The 13047-nt window shown below is 70.9% G+C and carries 17 protein-coding genes and 1 tRNA gene; 12 read left to right on the top strand and 6 right to left on the bottom strand.

The features are described from left to right. Positions 1-32 precede the first annotated feature (32 nt). The 5 genes from rpsF to ABEA15_RS16190 all read left to right on the top strand — a co-directional run bounded on the left by rpsF (position 33) and on the right by ABEA15_RS16190 (position 2770). Positions 33-323, top strand: a complete 291-nt coding sequence (rpsF, locus tag ABEA15_RS16170; protein ID WP_311544445.1) for a 30S ribosomal protein S6 — start codon at positions 33-35, stop codon at positions 321-323. 92 nt (positions 324-415) lie between these two features. Then, positions 416-970, top strand: a complete 555-nt coding sequence (locus ABEA15_RS16175; protein WP_345557253.1) for a single-stranded DNA-binding protein — start codon at positions 416-418, stop codon at positions 968-970. A gap of 107 nt (positions 971-1077) precedes the next feature. Continuing rightward, complete coding sequence (rpsR, locus tag ABEA15_RS16180; protein ID WP_040273181.1) at positions 1078-1314, top strand: 30S ribosomal protein S18; 237 nt, start codon at positions 1078-1080, stop codon at positions 1312-1314. A 25-nt stretch (positions 1315-1339) separates the two neighbouring features. Further along, the gene (rplI, locus tag ABEA15_RS16185; RefSeq protein WP_311544442.1) at positions 1340-1786 is read left to right on the top strand and encodes a 50S ribosomal protein L9; all 447 of its coding nucleotides are present in this window, start codon (positions 1340-1342) and stop codon (positions 1784-1786) included. A gap of 162 nt (positions 1787-1948) precedes the next feature. Next, positions 1949-2770 carry a peptidoglycan recognition protein family protein gene (locus ABEA15_RS16190; protein ID WP_344141426.1) on the top strand — a complete coding sequence of 274 codons (822 nt, stop codon included), beginning with the start codon at positions 1949-1951 and terminating at the stop codon, positions 2768-2770. Positions 2771-2827: 57 nt separating this feature from the next. Here ABEA15_RS16190 and ABEA15_RS16195 read toward each other — a convergent pair whose 3' ends face one another. Further along, positions 2828-4177: an MATE family efflux transporter gene (locus ABEA15_RS16195; RefSeq protein WP_345557254.1), complete on the bottom strand. Its 1350-nt coding sequence runs from the start codon at positions 4175-4177 to the stop codon at positions 2828-2830. 342 nt (positions 4178-4519) lie between these two features. On the opposite strand from ABEA15_RS16195, the gene dnaB reads away from it, so the two are divergent. The 3 genes from dnaB to ABEA15_RS16210 all read left to right on the top strand — a co-directional run bounded on the left by dnaB (position 4520) and on the right by ABEA15_RS16210 (position 7989). Next, positions 4520-6439: a replicative DNA helicase gene (dnaB, locus tag ABEA15_RS16200; protein WP_345557255.1), complete on the top strand. Its 1920-nt coding sequence runs from the start codon at positions 4520-4522 to the stop codon at positions 6437-6439. Between the two features lie 450 nt (positions 6440-6889). Beyond that, positions 6890-7426 (top strand): SRPBCC family protein, encoded by a 537-nt coding sequence (locus ABEA15_RS16205; RefSeq protein ID WP_344141423.1) that lies wholly within the window; start codon positions 6890-6892, stop codon positions 7424-7426. A gap of 104 nt (positions 7427-7530) precedes the next feature. Continuing rightward, positions 7531-7989 (top strand): pyridoxamine 5'-phosphate oxidase family protein, encoded by a 459-nt coding sequence (locus ABEA15_RS16210; RefSeq protein WP_344141422.1) that lies wholly within the window; start codon positions 7531-7533, stop codon positions 7987-7989. Positions 7990-8117: 128 nt separating this feature from the next. Here ABEA15_RS16210 and ABEA15_RS16215 read toward each other — a convergent pair whose 3' ends face one another. The 5 genes from ABEA15_RS16215 to upp form a co-directional block, all read right to left on the bottom strand. Then, entirely contained in the window at positions 8118-8324 is a 207-nt protein-coding gene (locus ABEA15_RS16215; RefSeq protein ID WP_345557256.1) for a hypothetical protein, read from the bottom strand. A 398-nt stretch (positions 8325-8722) separates the two neighbouring features. Continuing rightward, positions 8723-9241, bottom strand: a complete 519-nt coding sequence (locus ABEA15_RS16220; protein WP_344141419.1) for a PH domain-containing protein — start codon at positions 9239-9241, stop codon at positions 8723-8725. A gap of 13 nt (positions 9242-9254) precedes the next feature. Beyond that, positions 9255-9419, bottom strand: coding sequence for a hypothetical protein (locus tag ABEA15_RS16225; protein ID WP_179768322.1), 165 nt, complete (start codon positions 9417-9419; stop codon positions 9255-9257). A gap of 155 nt (positions 9420-9574) precedes the next feature. Continuing rightward, positions 9575-9796, bottom strand: a complete 222-nt coding sequence (locus tag ABEA15_RS16230; protein WP_345557257.1) for a hypothetical protein — start codon at positions 9794-9796, stop codon at positions 9575-9577. A gap of 466 nt (positions 9797-10262) precedes the next feature. Continuing rightward, positions 10263-10904: a uracil phosphoribosyltransferase gene (upp, locus tag ABEA15_RS16235; RefSeq protein WP_344141416.1), complete on the bottom strand. Its 642-nt coding sequence runs from the start codon at positions 10902-10904 to the stop codon at positions 10263-10265. A 321-nt stretch (positions 10905-11225) separates the two neighbouring features. Here upp and ABEA15_RS16240 point away from each other — a divergent pair, with 321 nt between their 5' ends. The 4 genes from ABEA15_RS16240 (at position 11226) to ABEA15_RS16255 (ending at position 12897) form a co-directional block, all read left to right on the top strand. Next, positions 11226-11723 carry a tRNA adenosine deaminase-associated protein gene (locus ABEA15_RS16240; protein ID WP_311544430.1) on the top strand — a complete coding sequence of 166 codons (498 nt, stop codon included), beginning with the start codon at positions 11226-11228 and terminating at the stop codon, positions 11721-11723. Positions 11724-11810: 87 nt separating this feature from the next. After that, positions 11811-12296 carry a tRNA adenosine deaminase-associated protein gene (locus tag ABEA15_RS16245; protein ID WP_344141415.1) on the top strand — a complete coding sequence of 162 codons (486 nt, stop codon included), beginning with the start codon at positions 11811-11813 and terminating at the stop codon, positions 12294-12296. Between the two features lie 26 nt (positions 12297-12322). Then, positions 12323-12802 carry a nucleoside deaminase gene (locus tag ABEA15_RS16250; protein ID WP_345557319.1) on the top strand — a complete coding sequence of 160 codons (480 nt, stop codon included), beginning with the start codon at positions 12323-12325 and terminating at the stop codon, positions 12800-12802. A 10-nt stretch (positions 12803-12812) separates the two neighbouring features. Beyond that, a tRNA-Ser gene (locus ABEA15_RS16255) sits at positions 12813-12897 on the top strand. The last annotated feature ends 150 nt before the right edge of the window (positions 12898-13047 follow it).

Genomic DNA, 13047 nt, shown 5'->3' on the forward strand with positions numbered 1-13047 from the left:
GCCGCGACAGTCCAGAGGAGGTACGAACGCCCATGCGTCGTTACGAAGTTATGGTCATCCTCGACCCCAGCCTCGACGAGCGTACGGTTTCCCCGTCGCTGGAGCAGTTCCTCGGGGTCGTCCGCAACGACGGCGGAACGGTCGAGAAGGTCGACGTCTGGGGCAAGCGCCGCCTGTCCTACGACATCGCCAAGAACACCGACGGCATCTACGCGGTGATCGACCTCCAGGCCGAGCCCGCGACCGTCAAGGAGCTGGACCGCCAGCTCAACCTGACCGAGGCCGTCCTGCGCACGAAGATCCTGCGTCCCGCGGCCCACTAGGCGCGACCGAGTTCCCGCGGCCACCGGCGCCCGACCGCCCGGCGTTCCCCGCCCGCACGCCTGATCCGAACTAGTCGAACCGGAGCCGATCCATGGCAGGCGAAACCCAGATCACGCTCGTCGGCAACCTCGTCGACGACCCGGAACTGCGATTCACCCCCAGCGGGGCCGCGGTCGCCAACTTCCGCGTGGCCTCGACCCCGCGCATCTTCGACCGGCAGAGCAGCGAGTGGCGCGACGGCGAGTCGATGTTCCTCACCTGCTCCGTATGGCGGCAGTACGCGGAGAACGTGGCCGAGAGCCTGCAGCGAGGCATGCGCGTCATCGTGCAGGGCCGCCTCAAGCAGCGCTCCTTCGAAACCAAGGAAGGCGAGAAGCGCACCGTCTTCGAGATCGACGTCGACGAGGTCGGCCCCGCGCTGCGCAGTGCCACCGCCAAGGTGACCAAGGTGCAGCGCCAGGGCGGCGGCTTCGGCGGCGGTGGCGGCCAGGGAGGCCAGGGCGGTGGCGGAGGCTACGGCAACCAGGGGGGCGGCTTCGGCGGTCCCCAGGGCGGCCGCTCCGGTCCTCCGGCCGAGGACCCCTGGGCCACCGGCGGCGGTTTCGGCGGCGGTGGCGGAGGCTACTCCGACGAGCCCCCGTTCTGATCGCTGTTCCACTCGCGGACACGCGCGGCCGACGCCGCGCGCGTCCGCGATCCTGTCCGAATGACCATCCCCGGGATACCCGGGGCTCTTGCTAAAGGAGCACCACGATGGCGAAGCCGGCAGCGCGCAAGCCCAAGAAGAAGGTTTGCCTGTTCTGTCAGGAAAAGCTGACCTACATCGACTACAAGGACACGACCCTGCTGCGGAAGTTCATCTCCGACCGGGGCAAGATCCGCGCCCGCCGGGTGACCGGCAACTGCACGCAGCATCAGCGCGACGTCGCGACCGCGATCAAGAACGCCCGCGAGATGGCGCTGCTGCCCTACACCAGCACCGCTCGCTAACGGGGATTTTCGAGGGAGGTTTGTCGTGAAGCTGATTCTGACCCAAGAGGTCACCGGCCTCGGCGCCCCGGGCGACGTCGTCGAGGTGAAGGACGGCTACGGCCGCAACTACCTGCTGCCCCGCGGTTTCGCCATCCGGTGGACCCGCGGCGGGCAGAAGCAGATCGACTCGATCCGCCGCGCCCGTTCGGCCCGGGAGATCCGCAGCCTTGAGGACGCCCAGCAGGTCGCGGGCCGACTCAACTCCATGCGCGTGAAGCTGAACCAGCGCGCCGGCGACGGCGGCCGGCTGTTCGGCTCGGTCACCGCGGGCGACGTCGCCGAGGCCGTGAAGTCGGCCGGCGGCCCCGAGGTCGACAAGCGCCGGATCGAGATCCGCAACCCGATCAAGTCGGTGGGCGACCACAAGGTGCAGATCCGCCTGCACCCTGAGATCAGCGCCACCATCGCCGTTCAGGTCGTCGGCGTCTGATCGACCGACTGCCTGACCAGGCCCCGGCCCCGCGACGGGCCGGGGCCTTTTCGTGCGTCGGAGGACCTCTGCGACACGCCGACATCATGTAACGCTTTAACGACAAAGAGTGACTTACCTTGTCCTGTGGGCCAGCTGCTCCACAGGAAGGGTGAGGCCGTTATGTCCAGTCGGGATGCGGAGAGAACGGACGCGGGCGTCGAGCGCCGCAGCGTCCTGCACGGAGCCGCACTGGCGGCCGGGGGAGTGCTGCTCGGCGGCGCCGTCGACCTCGCCGCGGCCGGCGAGGCGTTCGCGGGAGTGCGGCCGCGGGTCTACACCCGCGGCGACTGGAACGCCCGCAAGCCCAAGAACTGGGCCGTGGTGCGCTCGTCCCCGCCGGACCGGATCGTGGTACACCACACCGCCACCGCCAACAGCTCGAACCGCAGCAAGAGCCACGCCTTCGCGCTGTCCCGGTCGATACAGAACTTCCACATGGACACCAACGGCTGGAGCGACACCGGGCAGCAGCTCACCATCAGCCGGGGCGGGCACGTCATGGAGGGCCGCAACCGCTCCCTGAAGGCGATCGCCGCCGACAACCACGTCGTGGGAGCGCACACGGCCAACCACAACAAGCACACCATCGGCATCGAGAACGAGGGCAACTACGTGTCGGCGACGCCGCCGCGGGACCTGATGAGAGCGCTCACCGATACCTGCGCGTGGCTGTGCCTGTCCTACGGCCTCGACCCCGCCACCGCGATCGTCGGCCACCGCGACTACAACGCCACCGCCTGCCCGGGCGACCGGCTCTACGCGATGCTGCCGCAGCTGCGCAGCGACGTGCGGGCGCGGCTGCGCAGCCTGGAGGCGCGGGTCGTGCTGCGCGAGGACTCCGCCGTGCCCGAGGAGCACCTGCCCACCTATCCCGACGTCCCGGCCGACGAGCGCCGGGCGCCCTTCTACCACGGCCCGGCCGTGGGTCCCCGGGACGGCTGAGGACGCCGCTCCCGTGCCGCCTCCCGACCGCCGGCTCCGGCGGCCGGGACGCGGCGGTCACGGGCGCGCGGCCCCGCTCACGAGCCAGGCGTCGCCGCGCGCCCGCAATGCCAGGGTGGCGCCGCGGGCCGCCATCCACACGGCGAACGCGCACCACAGCCCCACCAGACCCTGCGGTGCGTCGGCCAGGCCGATCCGCACCGCGGCGGCGCAGGGCAGGAACACCAGCATCGTCCAGAAGCTCGCCCAGGCGAGGTAGCGCTGGTCGCCCGCGCCCATCAGGATGCCGTCGAGCACCATCACCACCCCGCTCAGCGGCTGCATGAGGGCCACCACCACGAGCGCGCCCAGCAGCAGGCCGCGCACCTGCGGGTCGTCGGTGAACAGCAGCGGGGCCCACGGTCGCGCGGCGAAGACCGCGAGGGTGAACAGCAGGCCGGCGAGGACGCCCCACTCGACCATGCGGCGGGTGGCCGCGCGGGCGCCCCCGGGGTCGGAGGCCCCCAGGTAGCGGCCGATGATGGCCTGCCCGGCGATGGCGATCGCGTCCATGGCGAACACCAGAAGCGACCAGATCTGGGTGGCGACCTGGTGCGCGGCGATCTCGGGGTCGCCCAGCCGCGCGGCCACGGCGGTGCACACCACCAGCACGACGCGCAGCGACACGGTGCGTACGAACAGCGCGGCCCCGGCGCCCGCGGCCGCGCGCAGGCCCTCCAGGCTGGGGGCGGCGGAGACGCCGTGGCGGCGGGCCGCCCGCAGGACGACGGCGACGTAGAGGGCGGCTCCGGCGGTCTGGGCGGCGACGGTGGCCCAGGCCGAGCCTCCGATTCCCCAGTCCAGCGCGAGCACCAGCAGCGAGGCCAGCCCGATGTTGGCCAGGTTGGCCCCCACGGCCACGACGAGCGGGGTCGTGGCGTCCTGCAGCCCTCTCAGGACCCCGGTGCCCGCCATGATGATCAGCAGCCCGGGCGTGCTGAGCAGGCTGATGCGCAGGTAGACGAGCGCGTGCGGGGCGACCTCGGGCGATGCGCCCAGCGCCGCTACCAGCCACGGTGCGGTCGGGTAGCCCAGAGCGAGGACGGCCGCGCCGATCAGCAGCGCCAGCCACAGCCCGTCGATGCCGCTGCGCAGCCCGGCGGCGATCTCGCCCGCGCCGAAGCGGCGGGCGACGGCCGACGTGGTCCCGTAGGCGAGGAAGATGCACAGGTTGGCCAGCGTCATCAGCACCTGGCCGGCCACACCCAGGCCGCCCAGCTGCGCCGTTCCCAGCGTGCCCACGATGGCGGTGTCGCTGAGCAGGAACAGCGGCTCGGACACCAGTGCGAAGAAGGTCGGCACGGCGAGCCGGAAGATCTCGCGGTCGTGAGCGTGGCGGAAGGGCGGCGCCGAGAGGAGAGCGGGCATGTCCGTGCAACGGTAGGGGATAACGGACACACGTTCGAGTTGCAGGGCGGAGTTGTCCACCACACCAGGGGGAGCTTGTGGATAACTTGTGGACAGCTTCTGGGGAAATTTCTTTCACGCACAACCGGTGCACAACGTAAACGCAGGTCACTAGGGATATCGGCACGGCAGTCCGAAGTTATCCACAGGCGCTGTGCACAAGCTATCCGCAGATTCGCCCCAGTCGTCCACAGGATCTCCCCAAGCGTGTCCACAGGCTGCTTTGCGCTGCGGGTCCCGCAGTCGCGAGAATCCAGGCTCGGGCATGCTCGTCATGCCGATCGTGAAGCAGGGGGAATCCACGTGAGCGTCGCCGAACACCCGCCGGACGGCACCGGCACCGGATTCGAGCGCACACCGCCGCACGACATCATGGCCGAGCAGAGCGTGCTCGGCGGCATGCTGCTGTCCAAAGAGGCCATCACCCAGGTGGTCGAGATCGTGCGGTCCGCCGACTTCTACCGGCCGGCGCACCAGACGGTCTTCGACGTCGTCGTCGACCTGTTCTCCCGCGGCGAGCCGGTCGACGCGATCTCGGTCAACGCCGAGCTGACCAAGCGCGGCGAGATCACGCGGGTGGGGGGAGCGCCCTACCTGCACACCCTCACCGAGGCGATCCCCACTGCCGCCAACGCCGGCTACTACGCCCGCATCGTGGCCGACCGCGCTGTACTGCGCCGCCTGGTCGAGGCCGGCACCCGCATCGCCCAGATCGGCTACTCGGGCGACGGCGAGGTCGACGACCTCGTCGACCACGCCCAGGCCGAGATCTACCGCGTCGCCGAGAAGCGCACCGGCGAGGACTACCTGCCGCTGAGCGACGTCATGCCCGGGGCCCTGGACGAGATCGAGGCGATCTCCGCGCACGACGGCTCGATGACCGGCGTGCCCACCGGGTTCACCGACTTCGACCAGCTCTCCAACGGGTTGCACCCGGGGCAGATGGTCATCATCGCGGCGCGTCCGGCGGTCGGCAAGGCGCTCGCGCTGGACACCCCCCTGCCCACGCCCGGCGGCTGGACCACCATGGGCGAGGTCGCGGTGGGCGAGGACCTCGTGGCCGCGGACGGCACCCCCGCGCGCGTCGTCGCCGCCACCGACGTGATGTACCGCAGGCCCTGCTACGAGCTGGTGTTCGCCGACGGCACCGCGGTCGTGGCTGACGCCCGGCACCAGTGGCCGACGCTGCGCCGCGACGCCGCGGGGCTGCCGGCGCACGTGCTGTCCACGACCGGCGAGATCGCCGCCGAGTTGGAGTGCGGGGGCGGCGTCGATCCGGTCGGCGTCGCCATCGGTGCGCCGGGCATGAGACCCGGCGGGCGGGGGGCGCCGGCCACCGCCCCCCGGGCGGCGCCCGGCGGTCCGGCCGCGACCGCCCTGCTCGATCCCCAGCCTGTGGACAACGCCGCGGCGCGCAGCGGAGACCCCCACCGGGTGGTCGCGGCCCGGAAGGTGCCCAGCGTTCCGGTGCGCTGTGTCCAGGTCGACCACCCCGACCACCTGTACCTGGCCACCCGTGCGCGGATCCCCACCCACAACTCCACCCTCGCTCTCGACTTCGCCCGGGCCGCCTCGATCAAGAACCAGCTGACCAGTGTCTTCTTCAGCCTGGAGATGGGCCGCAACGAGATCGTCATGCGCCTGCTCTCCGCCGAGGCCCGGGTGCCGCTGCACACCATGCGGTCGGGCCTGATGACCGACGACGACTGGGCCCGCCTGGCCCGCCGGATGGGCGAGGTTGCCGGCGCACCGCTGTTCATCGACGACTCGCCGAACCTGTCGATGATGGAGATCCGCGCGAAGTGCCGCCGTCTCAAGCAGCAGCACGACCTCAAGCTGGTGGTCGTCGACTACCTCCAGCTGATGAGCTCGGCCGGCCGGGTCGAGAGCCGCCAGCAGGAGGTCTCCGAGATGTCGCGTTCGCTGAAGCTCCTGGCCAAGGAGCTGGAGGTCCCGGTCATCGCCCTGTCCCAGCTCAACCGTGGTCCCGAGCAGCGAACGGACAAGAAACCCCAGGTCAGCGACCTCCGTGAGTCCGGGTCGATCGAACAGGACGCGGACATGGTCATCCTGCTCTACCGGGAGGACGTGCACGAGAAGGAGTCCCCCCGCGCGGGCGAGGCCGACCTCATCGTCGCCAAGCACCGCAACGGCCCCACGGCCACGGTCACCGTCGCGTTCCAGGGCCACTACAGCCGGTTCGTCGACATGGCGCCGGGGTGACATGTCGACCCGCACCGCCGCGGCCTCGACCGCGGGGCACGGTACGTCGGTCGTGAGCCGCGGATGTCGTGCGGCACCGGCGACGAGGACCCCCGGCGTCGTGCGCGGTTCCCGGCGGCGGCCGGGCCGGCGTGCGCAGCAGCGGCGCGCCCCCTACGGCGGAGCTGGCGTTCGGCGATCTCGTCGGGGGCCTCCCGGCCGTGCCCGCCGACCCGCCACCGGGTGCCGCGCAAAGGGCGGCGTTCGCGGAGGAGTGCGGCGGGCGCCTTCGGGAGAAGGGCCGTTCGCCGAGCAGGTGCGGGTTTCGGTTGTGCTGGGAAGGCTTTAGCCACGGGCCGATTTGTCGACAAAGCGATCTGTGCGGCGGCCGGTGGGAGGGCCCTGGGCGGCGGCTCCGGCGCCTTTGGCAGACTGGGCGGTCGGACGGTCTGCGGTGCGGGAGGTAGCGCCATGCGGTTAGCGGACGGGCCCCGGACCGAGTGCGAGAGGCTGGTCGCGGCGCCGTCGGCACGGGTCTGGGAACTGGTGACCGACATCGGGCTTCCGGCCGAGCACAGCCCGGAGCTGATGCGGGCCGAGTGGCTGGGCGGCGACGGGGTTCCGGCCCTGGGTGCGCGGTTCGCCGGATACAACCGGAACCGCCGCCTCGGCGACTGGCGGACCGTATCGGAAGTGGTCGAGCTTGTGCCCGAGCAGGTCTTCGCGTGGGCCGTGCTCGATGCCGACGGCCGGTTCGGCCCGCCGGCGGACGACCCGGAGCACCCCATGGCGGTGTGGCGCTACACGCTGCGGCCGCGCGCGGGCGGCACGCTCCTGCGCCACGAGGTCCGGCTGGGCCCGGGCCGCTCCGGACTGACCGTGGCCGTCGACCGCATGCCCGACCTGGAGGAGCCGCTGGTGCTGGGCCGCCTCGACGAGCTGCGCGCCGGAATGGAGACCACTCTGCGCGGCCTCGCGTCCCGCGCCGAGGACGGCTCCGCGGCGTAGCCTGTGCACAGCCGTCCCCGAGACGCCGATGCGCGGCCCGGGACGGCCCTGGGATACACGCCCGGCGTCGCGCCGGGCGCCGCACCGAACGCGAGGTGAACACCGTGTCCGCCCTGTCCGGCGAGCAGCGCAGGGCCTTCCTGGCCGAACCGCGCGTCGCCGCCTTCTCTGTCAGCGCAGGCGAGGGCCGAGCCCCGCTCACCGTCCCGATCTGGTATGCCTGCGAACCGGGCGGCGACCCGTGGATCATCACCGGGCGCCGGTCGCGCAAGGGCCGCCTCATCGACGAGCACGGACGGTTCTCGCTGATGGTGGAGTCCGTCCAGCCGCGGGTGCGCTACGTCTCGGTCGAGGGCCCCGCCGAGCGGCAGCCGCTGACTGAGGATCGGCTGCGGACCATGACCGAGCGCTACATGCTGCCCGAGGCCGTCGAGGGCTACTTCGCGGCGGCCTGGGCGGCCCGCAGCGAGCTCGACGACGCGGTCTACGTGCTGCGGCCCGAGCGCTGGCTTTCGGCGGACCTCTCCGACCACGGGGGCACGACCGGGCACCGGGTCGTGTAGGGCGCCGAGCCGGCGGGGGCGGAGCTGCCCCAGCTTGCGGGAGGAGCGCGTCGGCGGGCCGCAGAGCGCTGAGGGGCCGGCCGCGTCGTGCGGCCGGCCCCTCAGCGGCGACGGAGACCCCCGTCGCGTCAGATCCAGCGGGCCTCGGGGTGGGTCCGTCCGCTGTCGTCGGTCACCAGCACCCAGCTCAGCAGCGGGCGGTCGGAAGCGACGGACTCCGCGGCCTCGCGCTGCTGCGGAGCGGCGGGCGCCGGAGCGGAGCTCCGCAACCGCGCCGCGGTGCGCGCGCGGCGGCGGGCCGGAGCGGTACGGCTGGTCTGTGGCGCCGGGCTCACCGGTCGGTTCATTGCGGCACCCCCTTGTTCGCCTCTATGAAGACTACAGTTAACCCTTCGTTCACCTGGAAGTCAATCTGGATACCCCGGGGTGTCCCTCGGGTCGTGCGGTGACAGGGGGCTCCAGCTGGAGCTCGATCGCCAAAGTGAACAAAAGGTGAACAGACGAGAAGTCCGGACTGAACCGGAGGCGGGGGTGGCGCGCGCCGCCGCCGGGCGGATCAGCACGGCCCCGGCGGCGGAGGGACGGCGCGGGGCGCCTGCCCTCCGCCGCACCGGTCGGGGCAAAAAGACGGCGAGGGCCCGGCCGCGCGGCCGGGCCCTCGCCGGTGTCGAGTCGCGGGTACCAGGACCCGGTCACCGGGGAGGCGTGCGCACACCCCGCCCGGAAGCGCGGATCACTCGTTCGGGTCCTTGAAGATCAGGCCGACGACCTCCAGGTAGAGCTGTTCCGGATAGGGCACGAAGTTGATCCGGCTCAGGGCCTGGTCCTGACCGGCGGACTCCATGACGAACGTGCCGTATCCGAGGAAGCGGCCCATGATCGAGCGCTCGAAGCGCATGTCCGTGACCTTGCCCAGGGGCATCATGTTGACCTGGCGGGTGATGAGTCCCTGGGTCAGCAGCAGGCGCTGCGACGTGATGACGAAGTAGTCGACCGACCACTCGGCCACGCGCCAGACGAACCAGACGAGGATCAGCAGCCACACCCACCAGATCACCGCCAGCGCGGCGGGGCTCGCCGCGATGACGGTGTTGCTGAGGATGCCCGCGAAGATCAGTGCACCGAGCACGGCTGCAACGGGTCCGATCAGCACCGCCGGGTGCCGCCGGATGGTGACGACGTCCTGTTCGTAGGGCAGCAGGTAGCGGTTGACAGATGCCGGTGCCCGGTTCGGCGGTGCGACGAGCCTCATGGCCGGGCGACCCCTATGCGCTCAGGGTGTTCACGAATCGGGACAGTGATTCGGCGGCCGACATGAGTCCCCCGACCCCGGTCTGAATGACCCCGGCAGCGCTTTCCGGTTGAGTGAGCAGATAGAACGCGACGAAAGCGATGAGGGCGTACCCCAGCCACTTCTTCAACCTCGCCATGACCGACTCCCCACGAATGCTGATGACCCACTGACCCAAGGTGATTGTTACACCGACATACGGGCCCGTAAAGCCAGATGCCCGTTTCGGGCGTGGCGTTCCCGGTGCGGGGTGTGGTGCTGGTCACCCGGCTGCCGGCCGGGTGGCCGGACCGGTCAGCGGCGTTCGGCGAAGGCGAGTGCGAGGACCTGCAGGTGCTGTCGCGCGATGCGTTCCACGAGCTCGGGGGTCGCCCCTCCGGTGACGTCGAGGGCGCCCTGGCGCGCCGCGTCCACACATCGGGTGATGGTGGCGGCGTCGTGTACTCCGGTGAACTCGGAGTTCAGGCGCTCGACGACGGGGGAGAGGTCGCGCGGCGTAGTGGTCTTCTCGGGCATCTCACTCCTTCGAGGGAAAAGGGTGACCGGTTGCGCTGTGTACCCGCAAGCAGGCGCTTGGTAACGGCCCTCGGGGTCAATATTACGGGTCGGGCATATGGCCGATGGTGGTCGGAGTTCGGCTATCGGGGATGGGGGAGGGTGTCTGCGGTTGTGGTCTGTCGGTGAGTCGGGGGCGACTGTTGCCCATGATCGACCCTGAGTGTCACGACTCCATATCGGTCTGAATTCGGCCTACGTAAATCGTCGTGTTCCGGGTGCTCAGAACGCGGTCACCAATCCAGCGCGGATGATCGTCCGAGCGCCTGTTCGAACCAACCGGGGTCTTCCCTGATTTCGGATGTCCAATCATCTTTATTCGGATTGATACAAAAAAGGCGGACCCGTCGCCGGTCCGTACGGTCGGCCGACGGCGCCCCGCGGCAACCGCGTTCACGGGGTCCGATGCCGCCGGACCGGAATCGGTTCAGACAGATCCGTACAACCGGTCGCCCGCGTCTCCCAGGCCCGGCAGGATGAAGCCCTTGTCGTTCAACCGCTCGTCGACGGCGGCCGTGACCACGCGCAGCGTCGCCCCGTTCTGCTCGCCCAGGTTTTCGGTCAGGGTCTGCAGCCCTTCGGGGGCGGCCAGTAGGCAGATGGCGGTGACATGGTCGGCGCCGCGCTCGACGAGCAGGCGCAGCGCCGCTGCCAGCGTTCCTCCGGTGGCCAGCATCGGGTCGAGCACGTAGCACTGCCGGCCGGAGAGGTCGTTGGGCAGCCGGTCGGCGTAGGTGGCCGGGCGCAGGGTCTCCTCATCGCGGGCCATGCCCAGGAATCCGACCTTCGCTGTCGGCAGCAGCCGGGTCATCCCGTCGAGCATGCCCAGCCCCGCCCGGAGGATGGGCACGACGAGCGGTGTGGGCCGGGTCAGCTGGGTACCGGTCATCGGCGTCAGCGGAGTCTCCACGGTCACGTCGGCCACGCGCACGTCGCGGGTCGCCTCGTAGGCGAGCAGCGTCACGAGCTCGTCGGTCAGCCTGCGAAACGTGGGCGAGTCGGTGCGCACGTCGCGCAGCGTGGTGAGTTTGTGCGCGACCAGCGGGTGGTCGACGACCAGGGTCTCCATTGAACACTCCGGTTGAGCTGGGCAAACGATGGGAAATCGGCGCCGAGTCTATCCGCGCGAAGGCGGACCGCCGCCCCTGCGCGGCCTGGGATTCGGTGCGGAGGACGGAGCGGAGGAGTATCCGTAACCCGATCGCGTCGGCCGTAACGTTCTGCTGGGGGGCGGTTGTCCGTTGTAATAGAGGTTGTGAGCGCCGACTTCTATCACGAGGCAGATTCCCTCTGGGGAAACCGGGTCGCGGGCGACCGCGACCGCTACGATGACGCCGCGCCGGACGATCTGCGATCCTGGCCCGATCACAGCAGGGCTGGTGGGGTGACGATGACGGAACTCGACGACGACGATGACGGCGGCGATTTCGCCGCGGTCGCGTACCGCGAGGAGGACTACTGGGATGTCTACCTGCTCCCGGTGGCCCTCACGCAGGACTTCAAGGGGCTGCTGCACGCCTTGCGGCAGCAGCCCAGCATCAGCGGCGCGATCGGCATGCTCGCCATCGGCGACGACTTCTTCGTGATCGTGCGCCTCTACGGCGACGACGTGAGCCTGTTCCTCTCCGACGTCACGGCGTCCGTGGACTGGCAGGTGGCGCGCGACGTCCTGGAGTACCTCGACATCGACGTGCCCGACGACGAAGACCTGGACCAGGTGCTGCCCGCCGGCGACATGTCGGTGCTCGCCGATCTCGGCCTGGACGAGATGGAGCTGGGCGCCCTCGCCGGCGACCTCGACCTCTACCCCGACGAGGTCCTGGCCAGCATCGCCGAGCGCATCGGATTCCACCAGGCGTTCCAGCGTGCGGTGGACTCGATGGGGTAAGGGACTCTGGATCGATCAGTGGATCGGTGATCGACGGCAGGTCAGGCCCCCGGCCGACGCCCGCGAGAGAGGACTGGAGAGCGTGCGGTGTCGATCTTCTCAGCGGTCTTCTGCAGTGTCGCCGACGAATGGACGGGCGTAGAGACCGACCTCGACGACGCGGCGAGCATCGACGACGTCGCCGACATCATGCGCGACGCCGCCGGCTCCGCCTCCGAAGGCACGATGGTCCTGCTGATGGAGGCGGACGACGAGTGGTTCGCCGTGGTGCGTGTGGAGGACCACTCCGACCCCCGCGTCTTCCTCTCCGACGTGCGGGTCGTCCACGAGCACTCCGTCGCGGCACTGCTGCTGGACAGCGGCGAGATCGAGGCGCCCGAGCAGGTCGAGGGGACCGGCCAGAAGCCCTATCCGCAACCCGGCGGGGACACCCTCCTGCTCGACGACCTCGGCACGCCCTCCGGCGAGCTCGTCTCGCTGACCACCGGCAAGGGGCTGCTGCCCAGCGACGTCCTCGCCGAGATCGCCGACCGCGCCGGGTTCGGCGAACCGCTGGAGGCGCTGCGGCTGTGACCGGAACCGGGGGCGCCCCGGTGCCCATGGACCGCGCCGGGATCGACGCGGCGCTGCGCCTGGCGCTGGACGAAAGCGGGCGCACCGCCGACAGCGGCGACGTCCCGGTGGGCGCGGTCGTGCTCGACGCCGCGGGCGAGGTGGTCGGCGCCGGGCGCAACGAGCGCGAGGCGGGCGGCGATCCCACGGCCCATGCCGAGGTCCTCGCCCTGCGCTCCGCGGCCCGCCGCCGCGGCGGGTGGCGCCTGAGCGGCTGCACGCTCGCGGTCACCCTGGAACCGTGCACGATGTGCGCCGGCGCCCTCGTGCAGGCCCGAGTCGACCGCCTGGTCTACGGCGCCCGCGACCCCAAGGCGGGAGCGGTCGGGTCCCTGTGGGACGTGGTCCGCGACCCCCGCCTCAACCACCGCCCCGAAGTGGTGCCGCCCGACCTCGTCGCGCCCGAGCTGGCCGAGCGGTGCGGTGCGGTCCTTTCCGAGTTCTTCTCACTGCGCCGTATCCGGTAGAGTACCCAGCGGTGGAGTCGCCTAGTGGCCGATGGCGCTCGCCTCGAAAGCGAGTGTAGGGAGACCTACCGTGGGTTCGAATCCCACCTCCACCGCCGCCGAAGGAGCCGGCCGCCCGATGCGGGCGGCCGGCTCCTCTCATGTGTGCGCGTGCCCGAGGTGCACTCCGGGTTCAGGCCGGGCACTACCCGGCTCCCGGGCGGACTCGTTCGCGAATCCCGGAGTCCCCTCCTCAGGGAGCGGCC

This window comes from Streptomonospora halophila, from assembly GCF_039542725.1.
Classification (GTDB): domain Bacteria; phylum Actinomycetota; class Actinomycetes; order Streptosporangiales; family Streptosporangiaceae; genus Streptomonospora; species Streptomonospora halophila.